The sequence below is a fragment of the Streptomyces sp. NPDC036813 genome (assembly GCF_055609245.1).
Genome location: NZ_JBVJPV010000002.1, coordinates 101,115 through 119,406, shown reverse-complemented (window position 1 = coordinate 119,406; position 18,292 = coordinate 101,115). Strand labels below are relative to the sequence as shown.

Genomic DNA, 18,292 nt, shown 5'->3' with positions numbered 1-18,292 from the left:
TACGCCGTCCGCCGAGGTGCCTGTCGGCCCGGCAGCGGCTGAAATGGGCGTAGGGAAAGCACCGGAACCATCGCCGGCGAGGAGCCCCGCCTCATGACCAAAGCGACGAAACTCCTGACCGCTCTGCCCCCGCCCCAGCGTCGGCACCTCATGGAACTCGCCCATGAGGTGTCCTTCCCCGAGGACACCCACATCTTCGAGGCGGGCGGACGGGCCGACCGCTTCTGGGTCATCCGCTCGGGATCGGTCTCCCTGACCCAGCAGGTGACGTCGATCCAGCGGGTCACCGTCGCCTCCCTGGGCGCGGGCGACCTGCTCGGCTGGTCCTGGCTTTTCCCGCCGTACCAGTGGGATTTCGGCGCGGAGGCCTTCAGCCCGGTGCGTGCCTACGAGTTCCACGCGCAGCCGGTGCTGCGGCTGTGCGAGGAGGAACCAGCCCTCGGCTTGTCGCTCATGCGCATCGTCGCCGAGATCCTGGCCCACCGGCTGGAGACGACCCGCAACAAGCTGATGGAGCAGTACTCCATGCGGCGCTCGCGGTAGGGCGCGGGCGGGGGGCGATCCCGCCTCCCTCCTGCCGCGACCGGTCCTGCCTGCGACCGGGTCCGCGCGACGCGCGCGGGCCGGGGTCCGGCCGGGGTCCGGCCGGACCGATGCCGCACGGGTGCGGTCGGGCCATTGGTGCGTAGGTGCGGTCGGGCCCTGCGAGCCGGGTGCGGTCGGGCCGCCCCGGCGTCCAGGGCGGTGGCCGGCTGCGAGCCCAGGGCGGCCGTGCCGTGCGGCCGGGTGGTGGCCGACTCCGGGCCCAGGCCGTGGCTGCCGTGCGGCCCGGTGGCGGACTCCGGGCCCAGGCCATCCGAGCCGTGCGCCCGCCGTGGCCGGATCCGGGCTACCGCCCAGACCATGCGTGTCGCGGCCGCCGTGGCCGAATCCGGGTCAGCGCCCGAGCCATGCGTGTCCCGGCCGCCGTGGTCGGCTTCGGGTGACCGCCCGAGCCATGCGTGTCGTTCGGCCCGGGCGGTGGCCGACCCCGGACCGGGGCCATGCCTGCCGTGTGATCCGGCGATGGCCCGGTGGCCGGCTCCGGGCACGGGCCGCGTCTTGCGTGTGGCCCGGCGGTGGCCTGTCCCGGCCCCGGCCCCGGCCCCAAGATGCCATGGACCCGCGCCGGGCTCGACCCGACCCCGCCGGCCCGCGGCAGCCGGGCCGGTATCGGTCGGCTCGGGCTGTGGCCGACTCGGGGCCCGAACCGTGCCTGCCGTTCGTCCCATGGTGGCCGGCTCCCGGCGCCGCGCCCCGCGCGACGTGCGCCGGGCCGGGCCCCGTCCTGCGTCCCGCCGCCGGACCGGTGCCGCTGGGCGCGGTCCTCGGGGGTCAGATCCGGTAACGCCGCAGCGCCGGCATCGTCGTGGCCAGCAGGAGCATGACCGTGACGACGAGCAGGCCGCCGCCCGCCACCGCCGTGCGGGGCCCGAAGGCCGAGCCCGCCGTGCCGTGCAGGACGTCGGCCAGGCGCGGGCCGCCCGCGACCACGACCGTGAACACGCCCTGCATCCGGCCGCGCATCTCGTCGGTGGCGGCGGAGAGCAGGATCGCCCCGCGGAAGACCATGGAGATCATGTCGGCGAGCCCGGCCGCCGCCAGGAACAGCACCGCGAGCCACAGGTTGCCGCTCAGCCCGAAGCCGGTGATCGCCGCGCCCCAGGCGACGACCGAGCCGATCACCATCCAGCCGTGCCGGCGGGCGCGGGAGAACGTGCCGGAGAACAGCCCGCCGAGCACCGCGCCCACCGGGATCGCGGCGAACAGCAGGCCGAGGGCGAGCCCCTCGCCGTAGGAAGCGTAGGTCTGGGCGGCGAGCTGCGGGAACAGGGCACGGGGCATGCCGAGGACCATCGCCACGATGTCGGCGAGGAAGGACAGCAGCAGCACCTTGTGCCCGGAGATGTAGCGGAAGCCCTCCGCTATCTGCCGCACGCCCGCGCGCCGGGCCGCGGCCTGCCCGAGCGGCGGAAGCGGCGGAAGCCTGAACACCGCCCACAGCGTGACGCACAGCGCGAGGGCGTCGACGAGGTACAGCTCGGGCAGGCCGATGACGGGGATCAGCGCGCCTGCGAGCAGCGGCCCGGCGATCAGACCGGTCTGCATGACCGTCGAACCGAGCGCGTTGGCGGCGGGCAGCTCCTCGGCGGGGACGAGACGCGCGATGGAGGCGTTGCGGGCGGGCGAGTTGAGGCCGAAGAACGCCTGCTGGAGCGCGAGCAGCACCATCAGCGCGGCCACCGAGTCCAGTCCGACGGCGGCCTGCACCCAGAACAGCACCGAGGTGACGGCGATACCGGTGTTGGTGATCAGCAGCAGCCGGCGCCGGTCCACGGTGTCGGCGACCGCGCCGCCCCACAGCGCGAACACCACCATCGGCACCAGGCCGGCGAGGCTGGCGTAGCCGACCCACGCCGAGGAACCGGTGATGTCGTAGATCTGCTTGGGCACGGCGACGGCGGTGAGCTGGCTGCCGACGGCCGTGACGATGGTCGAGGACCACAGTCGCCGGTAGGCCGGACGGCGCAGGGGACGGGTGTCCATCGCCCATCGGCGCCAGCCCGTGCGCACCCCCGGCCCGGGGGCCGCCGTGCGCTGCTCGTCCTTCGCTTCGGTGGTGCTGTCGCTGGTGTCCACGGGTTCCCTGGATGCTCGCTACATCTTTTTGTTGCCAGGGTTCACTATCGCAGCACCGGCTGTGCGCCCGGCCGGATGACCGGCGACCGGTCAGCTGCCGACGATCAGGGACACCCCCAGGGTGAGCATCGTGACGGCGACGAGGGCGTCCAGGACGCGCCAGGCCGCCGGGCGGGCGAGGTGGCGGCTGAGGAGGCGGGCGCCGAAGCCGAGGGCGCTGAACCAGCACAGGCTGGCGAGTGCGGCTCCGAGGCCGAAGGTCCAGCGCAGCGGCCCGCGGTCGGCGGCGATCGAACCGAGCAGGAAGACGGTGTCGAGGTAGACGTGCGGGTTGAGCCAGGTCATCGCCAGACAGGTGAGCACCGCGCGACGGCGTGAGCCCGCCGCCTCCCCCTCCGCCCGGAGCGCCCCCGGCTTCAGCACCCGCCGGGCGGCGAGGAGGCCGTAGCACAGCAGGAACGCGCCGCCGATCCAGCCGACCGCCGTCAGCGCGCCCGGCCAGGCCACCACCACGGCGCCCACACCGCCCACCCCCAGGGCGATGAGGAGCGCGTCCGACAGGGCGCAGATGCCGACGACGGCGAGGACCGCGTCGCGGCGGATCCCCTGGCGCAGGACGAAGGCGTTCTGGGCGCCGATGGCGACGATGAGCGACAGGCCGGTGCCGAAACCCGCGGCGGCGGCGGTGAGAGAGCTGGACATGCCCTCGACGCTACGGAAGCGATCACTCCGCGTACAGCTAAAGATTCTTACGTATCATTAGCTGTCGTGATGATGCGATGACCGGGGAGCTTCCCCTCGACCAGGTGCGCACGCTGCTCGCGGTGGTGGACGAGGGCACGTTCGACGCGGCGGCGGCCGCCCTGCACGTGACGCCCTCGGCGGTCAGCCAGCGGGTCAAGGCCCTCGAACAGCGCACCGGGCGCGTCCTGCTGCTGCGCACCAAACCGGTGCGGCCCACCGAGTCGGGTGCGGTGCTCGTACGGCTCGCCCGGCAGGTGGCCCGGCTGGAGCGGGACGCCCACGCCGAGCTGGGCCTCAGCGGCGCCGGGGAGCCGGTGCGGGTGCCGGTGGCGGTGAACGCGGACTCGCTGGCCACCTGGTTCCTGGGCGCACTCACCCGGGTGCCCGAGGAACTGCGGCTCTGTTTCGAGCTGCGCCGCGAGGACGAGGACCACACGGCGGCGCTGCTGCGCGAGGGCCTGGTGATGGCGGCGGTGACGTCCTCCCCCGACGCCGTGCCCGGCTGCTCGGTGCGGTTCCTCGGCCGGATGCGCTATCTGCCGGTGGCGGCCCCCGAGTTCGCCGCACGGTATCTGACGCACGGTCCGCTGCACGACGTCCTCACCGAGGCGCCGGTGATCGTCTTCGACCGGCGCGACGACTTCCAGGACGGATTCGTACGGCAGTTGCGCGGCGGCCGTGGCGCGGCGAGCGCGCTGCGGCACCACGTGCCCACGTCGGAGGGGTTCGCCGAGTCGGTCTCCGCCGGGCTCGGCTGGGGCATGCTGCCCGAGGCGCAGGCCGAGCCGCTGCTGCGCGCGGGGCGCCTGGTGGAGCTGGCACCGCAGCAGGTGGTGGACGTCGCGCTGTACTGGCAGCAGTGGCGGCTGGACTCTCCCGCACTGGCCACGGTCGCCGACGCGGTGGCGGAGACGGCCGCCGAGGCGCTGCGCGGCTGATCTGCGGTACCCCGTCGGGGTAGCCGTCCCCAACAGGCGAGGAATAATGGGGTGTTTCACCCCAGCATCGACAGGTGACCCGAAGGCGAGTGAATCAACCGCAAGCCCACGCGACCCAACGATGCAATCGAAGGTGACTTCTGATGCACAACTGGCGAGAGCACGCCGCATGCCGCCACGAGGACCCCGACCTCTTCTTCCCGATCGGATCCACCGGGCCGTCGCTGGTCCAGACCGAGCAGGCGAAGGCGGTGTGCCGGGGCTGCCCGGTCCAGGAGCCGTGCCTGCGGTTCGCGCTCGACAGCGACCAGACGATCGGCGTGTGGGGCGGCACCAGCGAGACGGAACGCCGGAGGCTGCGGCGCCGGGCGGGCAGCCGCAGGTCCGGTTAGGCGACCGACCGGGCGGCCGCCCCGGCTTCCCGTCGGCACCGCTCGCGGCGGCCGCCCAGGCTCCCGGTCGGGACCACGGGCGGCGTCCGCACGACTGCGGCGGGGCGCCCCTGCCCGCGGACGCCCCGCCCCGGTCACGTCCCCCCGGCCACGCCTCCGGCTCCGGTCACGTCCCGCCGGCTCCGGTCAGGAAGCCCGGCCGCGGCCGGTGCGGTCCAGCGGCCCCCAGTCGTGGTGCTGCCTGTCCACCTCGGCGCGGGCCTCGTCGATCACGGCCGGGTCGATCCAGCACATCGGCTGGACCTCGACGACCAACGGCTCGTTGTCCGGACCTCGTCCCGTCTCGTGCCCCTGCAGCACCCAGGGCCGGATGCCGGGCCCCTTCTCGTGCGGCAGATGAGCGTAGTCGTACAGCCGGCGCGCGACCCAGAGCCGGAGCGGGCGGCCCTCCCACCACTCCTCCACGTCGAGCGGGTTGGCGGACAGGCCCGGCATGGGGACGCCCGTGAGCTCGTCGGTGCTGGAGACCTTGCCGAGGTCGGTCTCCGGCCCCTTGGACCAGCGGACGTACAGCCGCCGGTTGCCGTCCACCAGACCGGTGAGTTCGGCGAGCGAGCGCACGACCGGCAGGTCGTCCCCTTCGTGCATGGCAGGACCTCCCTGTAAGCCGTTCAGGCCGACGGAGTACCCGTGGGACGCACGGGAAACCGGGGAGGTCGCCGCGCTCACCAGCAGGGGTGCCTGCGGCGCCGTCGTCCTGCCGTCACATGCCGAAGTCGGCGGTGATCGTCTCGAGGTGATCGCGCCCGGCAGCCTCGTGAGCGGCACGGACGAAAGCGCCCTGACCGGCGCCGATGAGCGCCAGGGCGTCTTGGAAGGCGGGCCCGGGCCCGGCTCGCGGCAGCCTCTCCCCGCATCCGCCGCCGGATCCACCACGGTGTCTCCCGCGGGGACTACGTCATCGCACTCACGTGGCCGCACCGCATGATCGCCAATGTGAGCCGCTGAACCGAAGCCGTACGTCGGCGCATGTCCGCCGCCGTGCGCCGCCAGGGCCACGAGGAGGGCGGCGGCCTCTGCGACCGCGGCATCGACGCGGCGTGGACGACCGCGCCGGTACCGCTCGCGTCGGCTGCCGCCTCCAGCGGTACTAGGGCCGGGCCGGTTTGCCGGGGGCGTAGAGCCAGGTGTGGAGCAGGGCGTCCACGTTCTTGCCGGTCAGGCGGTCGGTGAGGGCGACGAAGCCGGCCGTCGTGCCGTGGCCGTACCGGTGCTCGGCCGCCCAGGCGCGCAGGACGGACCGGAAGGCGCGGTCTCCGACGGCCCGGCGCAGGGCCTGCAGGGCCATGGCGCCGCGGGCGTAGACGGGGGTGCCGAAGATGCGGGCGCCGCTGCCGGGGTCGGCGGGCGGGTACGCCCACAGCGCGTCGCTCGCCGGGCGGGCGTAGAGCGAGTCGAACGTCTGCTGGGCGCTCGGGCCGCCGTGCTGCTCGTCGTAGAGCCAGGACGCGTAGGTCGCGAAGCCCTCGTTGAGCCAGATGTCCTTCCAGCTGGTGAGCGAGACGGAGTCGCCGAACCACTGGTGGGCCGTCTCGTGCACGAGGGTGTCGACGTCGGGCGCGGAGTCGTAGACGGGCCGTGTCTGTGTCTCCAGCGCGTAGCCGACGCCCGGCGCGTGGTCGACGATCGAGCCCGCGGCCCGGAAGGGGTACGGCCCGAAGACTCCGCTCTCCCAGGCGAGGACGGCGGGCAGTTGCTTCAGCACGGGCTCGGCGGCGCCGGCCTCCCTCGGGTCGACGGCGTCGTAGACGCGGATGCCGTCGCGGGTGGTGTACTGCCGCACTTTGAACGCGCCGATGGTGGCGGTGGCCAGGTAGGCGGCCATGGGCTCGGCCTGATGCCAGCGGAAGGTGGTGGCGCCGCGGGCGGTGCGGGTGCCGAGCAGGACACCGTTGGCGACGGCGGTGCGCCCCTCGGGCACGGTGAGGGTGAAGTCGTACGACGCCTTGTCCAGGGGGTGGTTGTTGGCCGGGAACCACGTCATGGCGCCCTGCGGTTCCCCGGCGACGAACGCCCCGTCGTCCGTGGGGATCCAGCCGTCGGGGGATCCGTCCGGGTCGGTGACCGGCTTCGGGACGCCGTCGTAGGTGACGGTGACTCGGAAGCGCTGCCCGGCGCGCAGGGCGTGGCGCGGCATGACGACGAGTTCCTGGCCGTCGCGCCGGTAGGCGGCGCGGGCGTGGTCGACGGTGACGCCGGTGACCTTCAGGCCGGTCAGGTCGAGGTCGAACCGGGTCAGGGGCTGCGTGGCGCGTGCGGAGAGAACCGCACGGCCGTCGAGGTGGCGGGCGCGGATGTCGTAACGCAGCGTCAGATCGTAGTGGCTCACGTGGTAGCCGCCGTTGCCGGCCAGCGGGAAGTAGGGGTCGCCGACCCCCGCGGTCCCCGTCGTGCCGGCCGCGGCGGGCGTGGCGGTGGCGAGGAGGGCGGCGAGCGCGACGGGGACGGTGGCGAGGACCGCGGTGCGGCTTCGGGAGGCGGTGCGTCCGGCGGACTGCTGCGGGGATCGGCTGAGGAAGGCGGTGCGTCCGGCCGACTGCTGCCGGGATCGGCTGAGGACGGTGGTGCGTCTGGCGGGCTGCCGGGATCGGCTCACGTGCGCTCCTTGTGGGGTGCCGGGTGATCAACCGGGCCTCAGCGTAGGAGGCGCGGGCCGCCCGGTCGCCCCTCGTTTCAGGCCACGTCGTACCGCGTCGTGCGGGCGGCCCGCATTACGCTCGCAGCGACCGCCCCCGCAGAAAGGCCCGCCGATGAGCGTCCGCGTGCGTCGCGTGTACGACCCCCCGGAGCCGGACGACGGCGTCCGCGTCCTGGTCGACCGGCTGTGGCCGCGCGGCCTGGCCAAGGACGCCGCGCACGTGGACGAGTGGCCCAAGGGGCTGACCCCGTCGACCGAGCTGCGCCGCTGGTACCACGCGGGCGAGGGCTCCTACGAGGAGTTCCGGCAGCGTTACGAGACGGAGCTGGCGGAGCCGGAGGCGGCCGAACTCCTCGACCACCTCCGCACGTTGACCCGCCGCGGGCGGGTCACGCTGCTGACCGCCTCGAAGGCGCCCGGCGAGTCCCACGCGGCGGTGCTGCTCGGGCTGCTGAAGGGAAAGCGGTAGCGCTCGGGCGTGTCACCCCCGTCGTCACGCGGTCTGCACGGCCGCAGCCCGCCCCGCCGCGCGCCCCGAGAACAGGCAGCCGCCGAGGAACGTGCCCTCCAGCGCGTTGTAGCCGTGGACGCCTCCGCCGCCGAAGCCGGCCACCTCACCGGCCGCGTACAGTCCGTCGATCGGCGTGCCGTCCAGGCCGAGGGCGCGCGAGTCGAGGTCGGTCTGGATGCCGCCGAGGGTCTTGCGGGTCAGGATGTGCAGCTTGACGCCGATCAGCGGGCCGGCCGCCGGGTCGAGGACGCGGTGCGGGGTGGCGACGCGGCCGAGGCGGTCACCGATGTACCGGCGGGCGTTGCGGATGCCCTGTACCTGGGCGTCCTTGCTGTAGGGGTTGGCGATCTGCAGGTCGCGGGCCTCGATCTGGCGGCGGATCGTTCCGGCGTCGAGCAGCGGCTTGTCGGTGGAGGCGTTCATCTTCTCCACCAGCCGCTCCAGCGTGTCGGCGACGACGAAGTCCGCGCCGTGCCGCAGGAAGTCGGCGACCGGGCCGGGCGCGCCCTTGCCGAGCAGGCGGTCGCGCAGCACGGCGCCCTTGTCCTTGGCGGTGATGTCCGGGTTCTGCTCGGAGCCCGACAGCGCGAACTCCTTCTCGACGATCTTCCGGGTGAGGATGAACCAGGAGTGGTCGTACCCGGCGATGTCCTCGGTGGTACGCAAGTGCTTCAGGGTGCTGAGGGTGTCGTAGCCGGGCAGGCAGGGGTCCGGCAGACGGCGGCCGAGTGCGTCGAACCACAGCGAGGACGGGCCGGGCAGGATGCGGATGCCGTGACCGGGCCAGATCGGGCTCCAGTTCCGCAGGCCCTCGGTGTAGTGCCACATGCGGTCGCGGTTGACCAGCCGCACCCCGGCCTCGGCGCTGATGTCGAGCATGCGGCCGTCGACGTAGGCGGGCACGCCGGTGACCATCTCGGCGGGCGGGGTGCCGAGCCGCTCGGGCCAGTAGCGGCGCACGATGTCGTGATTGGCGCCGATGCCGCCGGTGGTGACGATCACGGCCTGGGCGGTGAGCTCGAAGTCACCCGTCTCGTCGCGGTTGGAGGCGACACCGCGCGGCGCGTCGTCGTCGGCGAGCAGCTTGCCGCGCACGCCGCGGGCCGCACCGCCCTCGATGACGAGTTCGTCGACGCGGTGGCGGTGGTGGAAGGTGAGCAGCCCGTCGCGCGCGGCCTGCTCGGCGTGGTCGGCGAACGGCTCCACCACGCCGGTGCCGGTGCCCCAGGCGATGTGGAAGCGGGGCACGGAGTTGCCGTGGCCGTCGGCGCGCAGGTCGCCACGCTCGGCCCAGCCGACCGTGGGCAGCAGGTCGATGCCGTGGCCGGTGAGCCAGGACCGCTTCTCCCCCGCCGCCCACTCGACGTAGGCGCGTGCCCAGCGCACCGCCCAGGAGTCCTCGTCGGCGAGCCGGTCGAATGCCGCGCTGCCCTGCCAGTCGTTCCAGGCGAGGTCGAAGGAGTCCTTGATGCCGAGGCGCCGCTGCTCCGGGGTGTCGACGAGGAACAGTCCGCCGAAGGACCAGAAGGCCTGCCCGCCGAGGTTGGCCGCGTTCTCCTGGTCGACGAGGGCGACGCGCCTGCCCCTGCTGGTCAGTTCGTGCGCCGCGACCAGGCCGGCGAGTCCGGCTCCGACGACGATGACGTCCGCGTCCATCCGCGTTCCCTTCAGGGTCGGGGGGGCGCGCTGCCGTCCGTGAGCAGCGCGGTGAGGAGTTGCTTGAGCCAGGCGCGGGCGTGCTCGACGTCCTTGTCCAGCAGCAGTTGGGTGGTGACGCCGTCGTAGGCGGCGACCACGGCGTGTGCGGCGCCGTCGGCGTCGCCGAGGGGGGCGGGCAGAGCGGTGTGCGCGGTGGCGCGGGCCAGCCGGTCGGCGATGGCCCGCCGCAGCCGCGCGCGGTGTTCGAGCAGGGTGCGGGCGACCTGCGGGGCACGGGCGGCGTGCACCAGGAAGTCGGTCTTGACCAGCAGCCAGTCCACGTCGAGCAGGAGCACCTCGGTGACCCGGTCGACCGAGGCGGTCACGTCGAGGTCGGGACCGTCCTGGGCGAGGGCGCCCGCGACCTGCTCGGCGATCAGGTCGGCGCGCTGCTCGTACAGCGCGAAGAAGAGCTCGTCGAGGCTGGAGAAGTTGGAGTAGAAGGCGCCGCGGCTGTAGCCGGCGGCCTCGCAGACCTCCTCGATGGAGACCCGCCCGAAGCCCTTGGCGGCGAACACGGCGAAGGCCGCGTCCAGGAGGTTGGCCCGCGTGCGCACCCGCCGCCGGGTGACCCGCGGGGCCGTGCCGTCCGTCGCCACCGCCGCCTCCGTTCGATACGCGCCCGGTTCGATACGTGAATGTATCGGATACATCGATGTATCGAAAGGTTCGGCGCCGAGCCGGCGCTCACATGGAACATATTTTCGATTCAGGGTTACGCTGAAGCCATGGCCACGCACCTCCAGGGCTCCCTGTTCGACCAGACCGACGAGCTGCGCCTCGGCTCCCTCGACGGGATCCGGCGCACCGAGCTGGGTTCCGGCGCGTGGATCGACGTGCTGCCGGGCTGGCTGACCGGCGCGGACGCCCTGTTCGAGCAGCTCGCGGCCGAGGTCCCCTGGCGCGCGGAGCGCCGCAAGATGTACGACCAGGTCGTCGACGTCCCCCGGCTGCTGTCGTTCTACGGCGCGGACGACCCGCTCCCCCACCCGGTGCTCACCGAGGCCCGCGACCGGCTGTCCGCCCACTACCTCGAGGAGCTGGGCGAGCCGTTCACGACCGCCGGCCTGTGCTTCTACCGCGACGGCCGCGACAGCGTCGCCTGGCACGGCGACCGGATCGGCCGGGGTTCGCGGGAGGACACGATGGTCGCGATCCTGTCCGTGGGCGCCCCCCGCGACCTGCTGCTGCGTCCGGTGCACGGCGGCGGCGCCGCGGTCCGCCGCCCCCTGGGCCACGGCGACCTGATCGTGATGGGCGGCTCCTGCCAGCGGACCTGGGAGCACTGCATCCCCAAGACCACCCGGGCCACGGGACCGCGCATCAGCATCCAGTTCCGCCCGCACGGCGTCCGCTGAGGCGGCCCGGTCTCCCCGCCGTCCCCATGATCTGCTTTGCTGTGCGCCGACGGCCAGCGACCTCACACGGGGGACGACACATGCGAGCGGACGTACGCCAAGTCGCCGACGGCACCTACCTGGTGCACGGCTCCAACACCAACTGGGTGATCCTCACGGACGGCGACGACGTGACACTCGTCGACACGGGCTATCCCGGGGACCGCCAGCTGGTGCTGGACTCCCTGGCCCAGGTCGGCAGTTCACCGGAGGCGGTGGCGGCCGTGCTGATCACGCACGCGCACAACGACCACCTGGGTTCGGCCGAATACCTGCGGACCGCCCACGGCACACCGGTCTACTTGCACGAGGCCGAAGTGCCCCACGCCCGCCGGGACTTCCTCCAGCAGGTCACCGTCGGCGAGGTGCTGCGCAACGCCTGGCGGCCCGGCGTGCTGCCGTGGATGGTGCACGCGCTGCGCTCCGGCGGCACCGAACAGCACCCGGTCACCGCTCCCGCGGCCTTCCCCGGCACCGGTGCGCTGGACCTGCCAGGCCGCCCCGTGCCCGTGCACACGCCGGGTCACACCGACGGGCACTGCGTCTTCCACCTGCCCGGGACCGGTGTGCTGATCTCCGGGGACGCGCTGGTCAGCGGCCACCCCACCTCGCGTGCGACGGGACCGCAGCTGCTGCCGGACATGTTCCACCACGAGCGGGCCCGAGCGGTGGCCTCCCTGGAGATCATCAAGGGTCTGGAGGCCGACGTCCTGCTGCCGGGCCACGGGCCGGTGCACCGGGGCGGCACGGCGGCGGCCGCCCAGCAGGCATGGGAACGGGCCGCCTAGGCGGCCCACACTGCGCTGCCGGCCGGCCGCAACGCTCGGGCGGCTGCCCAGCCGTCCGCAGGGCCCTGCACAGCCGTCCACACGGCGCTGCACCTCCGCTTAGGCTCTGCCCATGGCTTTGCAGATCAGCGCCACCAACCCCGAGCACCCCGCGCTCCTGCTCGAACTTCCGTGGCAGCTGCCGCTCGAGGAGTGGCCCGAGGAGTTCCTCGTGCCACTCCCGCGCGGCATCTCCCGGCACGTCGTCCGCTACGCCCGCGCCGGCGACGAGGTCATCGCCGTCAAGGAGCTGGCCGAGCGGCCCGCGCTGCGCGAGTACGAGCTGCTGCGCGACCTGGACCGGCTCGCCATCCCCGCCGTGGACGCGCTCGGCGTGGTCACCGGGCGCACCGATGCCTCCGGCGCACCGCTGGAGCCGGTGCTGATCACGCGCCACCTGCGCGGCTCCCTGCCGTACCGGTCGATGTTCGAGACGACGATGCGGCCGGCGACCATGCACCGCCTCATGGACGCGCTCGCGGTGCTGCTGGTCCGGCTGCACCTGGCCGGGTTCGCGTGGGGAGACTGCTCGCTGTCCAACACGCTCTTCCGGCGGGACGCGGGCGCGTACGCCGCCTATCTCGTGGACGCCGAGACCGGCGAGCTGCACCAGCGGCTCAGCCCCGGCCAGCGCGACTACGACCTCGACCTGGCCCGGGTCAACATCAGCGGCGAGCTGCTGGACCTGGAGGCGTCCGGGGCACTCCACCCGTCCGTGGACCCGGTCGAGTTCGGCACCGAGATCTGCGCCCGTTACGGGGAGCTGTGGCGGGAGCTGACCCGCACGTCGGTGTACCCGGCGGGCAAGTACCACTACATCGAGCGCCGCATTCGCCGCCTCAACGACCTCGGTTTCGACGTGGCCGAGATGCAGATCGAGCACAACCCCCACGGCGACTCCGTCACGTTCGTGCCGAAGGTCGTCGACGCGGGCCACCACCAACGGCAGTTGCTGCGGCTCACCGGCCTCGACGCCGAGGAGAACCAGGCGCGGCGGCTGCTGAACGACCTGGAGAGCTGGATGGCCACCCAGGACGACCACGCCCCGGGCGACCCCCTCTCCACCCGCCCGGAGGTGCTCGCGCACCGCTGGGTGCGGGACGTGTTCCGGCCCACCGTGCGGGCCGTACCGCCCGAACTGCGCGGCACCATGGACCCGGCGGAGATCTACCACGAGCTGCTGGAGCACCGCTGGTACCTGTCCGAGCGGGCCCAGCACGACATCGGTCTGGACACCGCCGTCCAGGACTACATCGAGAAGATCCTGCCCAAGGCGCGCGAGACCCTGGAGCCCACGCTCCCTCAGTGACGCCTCACGCGTGCGGGACCACGGCCACCGGGCAGCCGGCGTGGTGCAGCACCCCATGGGCGACGGACCCGATGCGGGCGCCGACCGCCGTGCGGTGGGCCCGCCGCCCGACCACCAGCAGTTGCGCGTGCTCGTCCGCCACCGACAGCAGCACCTGGCCCGCGCTGCCGATCTCCACGTGCTCGACGACCGGCACGTCCGGGAAGCGCCGGCGCCACGGCTCCAGCGCGTCCGTGAGGGCCTTGCGCTCGAACGGCTCCAGACCGCCCGCGTCGTCCAGCAGCTTCAGCGAGCCGGGGCTGTAGGCGAACACCGGCGGCAGCGTCCACGCCCGTACCGCGCGCACGGTGGCGCCGCGTGCGGCGGCCGTCTCGAAGGCGAACCGCAGCACGTCGGCGCTGTCCTCCGGCTCGCCGTGCTGGCCGACGACGATGTCCCGCCCCGCCGCCTCGGCGCTCGCCTCGTCGCCGGCGCGCACCAGCACCACGGGCCGCGTGGCTTCGGCGATCACCTGCTGGCCGACCGAGCCGACCAGGAAGCCCATCAGCCGGCCGTGCCCGCGCGAGCCCAGCACCAGCAGTTCGGAGGCGGCGGCCGCCTCCAGCAGGGTCGGTACCGCCGAGCCCTCCAGCACGTCGCTGGTCACCGCGAGGTCCGGGTGCCGCTCGGTGACCGCGCGGACCGCGCCCTCGAGCGCCTGCACCGCCCAGCCCTGCTGCGCCTCGTGGCCCGCCACCTCGGACGGCACGGCCGGCTGGAACTCCCAGGCGTGCACCACGCGCAGCGGCAGTGAGCGGCGCACGGCCTCCCGGGCCGCCCAGTCCAGCGCGGAGCGGCTCTCGTCCGTCGCGTCGACCCCTGCCGTGATCGGGCCCGTCATCCGGCCGCCTCCTCGTGTCGCAATCCGCTTGTGTCTCCCCCAGTCTTCCTCACTACGCTGCCGACATGACCTTGGAGTGGGAGCAGGTGATCGTGGACGCGGCCGATGCCGCGGCCCTGGGGCGCTGGTGGGCCGAGGCCCTCGGCTGGACGGTCGTCAACGACGACCCGGACGAGTTCGAGATCCGTCCGTCGCCCGACCGTCTGCCAGGGCTGCTCTTCGTGCCCGTGCCGGAGGCCAAGACCGTCAAGAACCGTCTCCATCTCGACTTCCGCCCCGACGACCAGCGCGCGGAGGTGGAGCGCCTGCTCGCGCTTGGCGCGCGCCGCGCCGACGTCGGGCAGGGCGAGCAGCCGTGGGTGGTACTGACCGATCCGGAGGGCAACGAGTTCTGCGTGCTCGGTGAGCGCGGCGCCTGAGCCCGGGGCGTATACCCGAGCGGGCCGGGCGGATCGAACATACGATGGGCCACGGACCGGCGCGTCACAAGGGCGGGCCGGGCCGGTGACCGACCTCGGGGTGGGAGTCGTATGGCACAGGCCGCCGATGCTGCGCGGACCGTCATCCTGACCGTGGACGACGACCCGGGGGTCTCCCGCGCCGTCGCCCGCGATCTGCGGCGGCGCTACGGCGAGTCGTACAGGATCGTGCGGGCGGAGTCCGGCGAGTCCGCGCTGGAAGCGCTGCGCGAGCTGAAGCTGCGCGGCGACCTGGTCGCGGTGATCCTGGCCGACTTCCGCATGCCGCAGATGAACGGCATCGAGTTCCTCGAACGGGCCATGGACGTCTACCCGGGCGCCCGGCGGGTGTTGCTGACGGCGTACGCGGACACCAACGCGGCGATCGACGCGATCAACGTCGTCGACCTCGACCACTACCTGCTCAAGCCGTGGGACCCGCCGGAGGAGAAGCTCTACCCGGTCCTGGACGACCTGCTCCAGGCGTGGAAGTGCAGCGACTTCAAGCCGGTGCCCAGCACCAAGGTGGTCGGGCACCGCTTCTCGGCGCACTCCTCGGAGGTGCGCGAGTTCCTGGCCCGCAACCAGGTGCCCTACCGCTGGTACTCCGCCGACGAGCCGGAGGGGCAGCGGCTGCTCGCGGCGGCCGGTGCCGACGGGCGGCGGCTGCCGCTGGTGGTCACACCGGACGGGGAGCCGCTGATCGAGCCGGACCCGCCCGAGCTGGCCGCCCGCGTCGGCCTCGCCACGACACCGACGGCCGACTTCTACGACCTCGTCGTGATCGGCGGCGGCCCGGCCGGGCTCGGCGCCGCCGTGTACGGGGCCTCCGAGGGACTGCGCACGGTGCTCGTGGAGCGGTCGGCGACCGGTGGGCAGGCCGGGCAGAGCTCCCGGATCGAGAACTACCTCGGCTTCCCGGACGGCGTCTCGGGCGCCCAGCTCACCGACCGGGCCCGGCGGCAGGCCGCCAAGTTCGGCGCGGAGATCCTCACCGCGCGGGAGGTCACGGGGCTGGAGGTGAGCGGCGCGGCGCGGGTCGTGCGGTTCGCCGACGGCTCGGCGGTCGCCGCGCACAGCGTGATCCTCGCGACCGGCGTGCAGTACCGGCAGCTGCCGGCACCCGGCGCCGACGACCTCACCGGCTGCGGCGTCTTCTACGGCTCGGCACTCACCGAGGCGTCCTCCTGCCAGGGCCACGACGTGTACATCGTCGGCGGCGCCAACTCGGCGGGGCAGGCGGCGATGTACCTGGCTCGGGGCGCGAAGCGGGTGACGCTGCTGGTGCGCGGTCCGTCGCTGTCGGCGTCGATGTCGCACTACCTGATCCAGCAGATCGAGGAGGCGCCCAACATCGCGGTGCGCTCCCGCACGGTCGTCGAGGCCGCGCACGGCGACGGTCGGCTGGAGCGGCTCACCCTGCGCGACGTCGACACCGGGGAGCGGGAGGAGGTCGACGCGGGCTGGCTGTTCGTGTTCATCGGCGCCGCCCCGCTGACCGACTGGCTGGACGGTACGGTGCTGCGCGACGAGCGCGGGTTCATCCTGGCCGGGCCCGACCTCACCCCCGACGGGCGGCCGCCGGCGGGCTGGGAGCTGGACCGGCCGCCGTACCACCTGGAGACCAATGTGCCGGGCGTGTTCGTCGCGGGCGACGCGCGCGCGGAGTCCGCGAAGCGGGTCGCGTCCGCCGTCGGAGAGGGAGCCATGGCCGTGATGCTCGTCCACCGCTACCTGGAGCAGTCGTGAGCGGGCGGCCGGTGCCGTGCAGCCCGGCGGAGATCGGCTCGCTGTTCCTGTTCGAGAAGCTCTCCCCCGAGCAGCTGGGCCGGCTGTGCAGCGAGGGCCGGGTGGAGCTGTTCGACCCCGGCCCGGTGTACGCCGAGGGTGACCCCGCGACCTGCTTCTTCGTGATGGTCGAGGGCACGGTGGTGCTCTCGCGGCGGGTGGGCGCCGAGGACGTGGAGGTGACGCGGACCTCGCAGCCCGGGGTGTACGCGGGCGCCATGCAGGCCTACCTGGGGGACCGGGTGCAGCAGGTCTACAACAACTCCATGCGGGTGACCGAGCCGACGCGGTTCTTCGTGCTGCCGGCCGACACATTCGCGAGTGTCATGCAGGAGTGGTTCCCGATGGCCGTCCACCTCCTGGAGGGCCTGTTCTTCGGGTCCAAGGCCACCCAGCGGACCATCGGGCAGCGCGAGCGGCTGCTGGCGCTCGGCTCGCTGTCCGCGGGGCTCACCCATGAGCTGAACAATCCGGCCGCCGCCGCGGTGCGGGCCACCGCGACGCTGCGGGAGCGCGTCGCGAAGATGCGGCACAAGCTCGCCGTGATCTCCTCGGGACCCTATCCGCGCGAGGTCCTCGCGGGTCTCATCGAGATCCAGGAGCGCACCGCGGAACGCGTCGGCAAGGCGCCCGCGCTCAGCCCGCTGGAGGCCGCCGACCGGGAGGACGCGCTCAGCGACTGGCTCGACGACCACGACATCCCGGACGGCTGGCGCGTCGCGCCGACCTTCGTGCAGGCAGGGCTCGACGTCGACTGGCTGGAGCAGGTCGCGGCCGCCGTCGCGCCGGACGTCCTGCCCGGCGCGATCGGCTGGCTGAACTACACCGTCGAGACCGAGCTGCTGATGGACGAGATCGAGGACTCCACCACCCGTATCTCGCACCTCGTCGACGCGGCGAAGCAGTACTCCCAGCTGGACCGCGCGCCCTACCAGGTCGCCGACGTGCATGAGCTGCTGGACAGCACGCTGCTGATGCTGTCCGGCAAGATCGGCGACGGGATCAAGGTCGTCAAGGACTACGACCGTACGCTGCCGAGGATCCCCGCCTACCCGGCGGAGCTGAACCAGGTGTGGACGAACCTGATCGACAACGCCGTCGCCGCGATCCACGACACCGGTACGGAAGGCACGCTGACCGTGCGGACGGCGAAGGAGAACGACCGGCTGCTGGTGGAGTTCCGCGACACCGGTCCGGGCGTGCCGCCGGAGATCCGGGACCGTATCTTCGACCCCTTCTTCACCACCAAGCCGGTCGGCGAGGGCACCGGGCTTGGCCTGGACATCTCCTGGCGGATCGTGGTCAACAAGCACCACGGCGGCATCGAGGTGGACTCCGAGCCCGGTGACACCCGGTTCCGGGTGCTGCTGCCGCTCACCGCGGCGGAACCCGACACCCCACCCGAGGAGACGGAATGACTGAGGCCGACGGCATCGACCCGACCGCGGCGCCGAGCGGCACCGGCTGTGTGGAGTGCGAGGCGGCCGGCGGCTGGTGGTTCCATCTGCGCCGGTGCGCGCAGTGCGGGCACATCGGCTGCTGCGACTCCTCCCCCGCCCGGCACGCCACCGCGCACTTCCGCGCGACGGGGCATCCGGTGGTGCAGAGCTACGAGCCGGGCGAGGAGTGGTTCTGGAACTACGCCACCGACGAGCTGTACGACAGCGGACCCGCCCTCGCTCCCCCGCACAGCCACCCCGAGGACCAGCCCGCACCGGGACCGGCGGGCCGGGTACCGCCGGACTGGGCACGCACGCTGCGCTGAACACGGCCCCGCCGACCCACGGCCGAAGGCCGGCCGACGGCCGCACGGACGCTGCACCGAGCACCCGCGCGGCGGCGCGCCGCCGTCCCCGGCGAGCGCCCACGTGGCGGCTCTCGGACAGCTGTGCCGAGCACCCCGCCCGGCAGGGCGCGACCGCCGCGCCAAGCGTTCCCCGGTGGCGCGCGAACGCCACGGACGAGCGGAACGC

General features: G+C 73.4%; 18 protein-coding genes. 11 read left to right on the top strand and 7 right to left on the bottom strand.

Annotation, left to right across the window (positions count from 1 at the left end; genetic code table 11):
• The first annotated feature begins 93 nt into the window (after positions 1-93).
• The gene (locus ACZ67Q_RS04595) at positions 94-543 is read left to right on the top strand and encodes a cyclic nucleotide-binding domain-containing protein (RefSeq protein ID WP_471176315.1); all 450 of its coding nucleotides are present in this window, start codon (positions 94-96) and stop codon (positions 541-543) included.
• Between the two features lie 831 nt (positions 544-1,374).
• Here the strand turns inward: ACZ67Q_RS04595 and ACZ67Q_RS04590 are convergent.
• A complete protein-coding gene (locus ACZ67Q_RS04590; protein WP_471176312.1) occupies positions 1,375-2,679 on the bottom strand; it encodes an MFS transporter in 1,305 nt (434 codons plus the stop codon).
• 90 nt (positions 2,680-2,769) lie between these two features.
• Positions 2,770-3,381, bottom strand: a complete 612-nt coding sequence (locus ACZ67Q_RS04585; protein WP_471176309.1) for a LysE/ArgO family amino acid transporter — start codon at positions 3,379-3,381, stop codon at positions 2,770-2,772.
• Positions 3,382-3,458: 77 nt separating this feature from the next.
• Here ACZ67Q_RS04585 and ACZ67Q_RS04580 point away from each other — a divergent pair, with 77 nt between their 5' ends.
• Both ACZ67Q_RS04580 and ACZ67Q_RS04575 read left to right on the top strand, forming a co-directional pair.
• Entirely contained in the window at positions 3,459-4,361 is a 903-nt protein-coding gene (locus tag ACZ67Q_RS04580; RefSeq protein WP_471176307.1) for a LysR family transcriptional regulator ArgP, read from the top strand.
• Between the two features lie 143 nt (positions 4,362-4,504).
• Complete coding sequence (locus tag ACZ67Q_RS04575; protein WP_471176304.1) at positions 4,505-4,753, top strand: WhiB family transcriptional regulator; 249 nt, start codon at positions 4,505-4,507, stop codon at positions 4,751-4,753.
• A gap of 186 nt (positions 4,754-4,939) precedes the next feature.
• Here ACZ67Q_RS04575 and ACZ67Q_RS04570 read toward each other — a convergent pair whose 3' ends face one another.
• Complete coding sequence (locus tag ACZ67Q_RS04570) at positions 4,940-5,401, bottom strand: DUF6098 family protein (protein WP_471176302.1); 462 nt, start codon at positions 5,399-5,401, stop codon at positions 4,940-4,942.
• Positions 5,402-5,903: 502 nt separating this feature from the next.
• Positions 5,904-7,409, bottom strand: coding sequence for a M1 family metallopeptidase (locus ACZ67Q_RS04565; protein ID WP_471176299.1), 1,506 nt, complete (start codon positions 7,407-7,409; stop codon positions 5,904-5,906).
• A 154-nt stretch (positions 7,410-7,563) separates the two neighbouring features.
• On the opposite strand from ACZ67Q_RS04565, the gene ACZ67Q_RS04560 reads away from it, so the two are divergent.
• Complete coding sequence (locus ACZ67Q_RS04560; RefSeq protein ID WP_471176297.1) at positions 7,564-7,920, top strand: DUF488 domain-containing protein; 357 nt, start codon at positions 7,564-7,566, stop codon at positions 7,918-7,920.
• A 24-nt stretch (positions 7,921-7,944) separates the two neighbouring features.
• Here the strand turns inward: ACZ67Q_RS04560 and ACZ67Q_RS04555 are convergent, their stop codons facing one another.
• Positions 7,945-9,618 (bottom strand): FAD-binding dehydrogenase, encoded by a 1,674-nt coding sequence (locus ACZ67Q_RS04555; protein WP_471176295.1) that lies wholly within the window; start codon positions 9,616-9,618, stop codon positions 7,945-7,947.
• Between the two features lie 11 nt (positions 9,619-9,629).
• The gene (locus tag ACZ67Q_RS04550) at positions 9,630-10,259 is read right to left on the bottom strand and encodes a TetR/AcrR family transcriptional regulator (protein ID WP_471176293.1); all 630 of its coding nucleotides are present in this window, start codon (positions 10,257-10,259) and stop codon (positions 9,630-9,632) included.
• Between the two features lie 129 nt (positions 10,260-10,388).
• Between ACZ67Q_RS04550 and ACZ67Q_RS04545 the strand changes: the two genes are divergently transcribed.
• The 3 genes from ACZ67Q_RS04545 (at position 10,389) to ACZ67Q_RS04535 (ending at position 13,193) form a co-directional block, all read left to right on the top strand.
• On the top strand, positions 10,389-11,018 hold the full coding sequence (locus ACZ67Q_RS04545; RefSeq protein WP_471176291.1) for an alpha-ketoglutarate-dependent dioxygenase AlkB: 630 nt from the start codon (positions 10,389-10,391) through the stop codon (positions 11,016-11,018).
• 80 nt (positions 11,019-11,098) lie between these two features.
• The gene (locus ACZ67Q_RS04540; RefSeq protein ID WP_471176288.1) at positions 11,099-11,845 is read left to right on the top strand and encodes an MBL fold metallo-hydrolase; all 747 of its coding nucleotides are present in this window, start codon (positions 11,099-11,101) and stop codon (positions 11,843-11,845) included.
• A 112-nt stretch (positions 11,846-11,957) separates the two neighbouring features.
• Positions 11,958-13,193, top strand: coding sequence for a DUF4032 domain-containing protein (locus ACZ67Q_RS04535; RefSeq protein WP_471176285.1), 1,236 nt, complete (start codon positions 11,958-11,960; stop codon positions 13,191-13,193).
• Positions 13,194-13,197: 4 nt separating this feature from the next.
• Here ACZ67Q_RS04535 and ACZ67Q_RS04530 read toward each other — a convergent pair whose 3' ends face one another.
• A complete protein-coding gene (locus tag ACZ67Q_RS04530; protein ID WP_471176283.1) occupies positions 13,198-14,073 on the bottom strand; it encodes a universal stress protein in 876 nt (291 codons plus the stop codon).
• 65 nt (positions 14,074-14,138) lie between these two features.
• On the opposite strand from ACZ67Q_RS04530, the gene ACZ67Q_RS04525 reads away from it, so the two are divergent.
• From ACZ67Q_RS04525 to ACZ67Q_RS04510, 4 genes are all read left to right on the top strand, one after another.
• The gene (locus tag ACZ67Q_RS04525; RefSeq protein ID WP_471176280.1) at positions 14,139-14,492 is read left to right on the top strand and encodes a VOC family protein; all 354 of its coding nucleotides are present in this window, start codon (positions 14,139-14,141) and stop codon (positions 14,490-14,492) included.
• A 111-nt stretch (positions 14,493-14,603) separates the two neighbouring features.
• Positions 14,604-16,280, top strand: a complete 1,677-nt coding sequence (locus ACZ67Q_RS04520) for an NAD(P)/FAD-dependent oxidoreductase (RefSeq protein ID WP_471176277.1) — start codon at positions 14,604-14,606, stop codon at positions 16,278-16,280.
• Positions 16,277-17,737 carry an ATP-binding protein gene (locus ACZ67Q_RS04515; protein ID WP_471176274.1) on the top strand — a complete coding sequence of 487 codons (1,461 nt, stop codon included), beginning with the start codon at positions 16,277-16,279 and terminating at the stop codon, positions 17,735-17,737. Before ACZ67Q_RS04520 ends, ACZ67Q_RS04515 begins: the two co-directional genes overlap by 4 nt.
• Positions 17,734-18,084: a UBP-type zinc finger domain-containing protein gene (locus ACZ67Q_RS04510; RefSeq protein WP_471176272.1), complete on the top strand. Its 351-nt coding sequence runs from the start codon at positions 17,734-17,736 to the stop codon at positions 18,082-18,084. Before ACZ67Q_RS04515 ends, ACZ67Q_RS04510 begins: the two co-directional genes overlap by 4 nt.
• Positions 18,085-18,292: the final 208 nt, after the last annotated feature.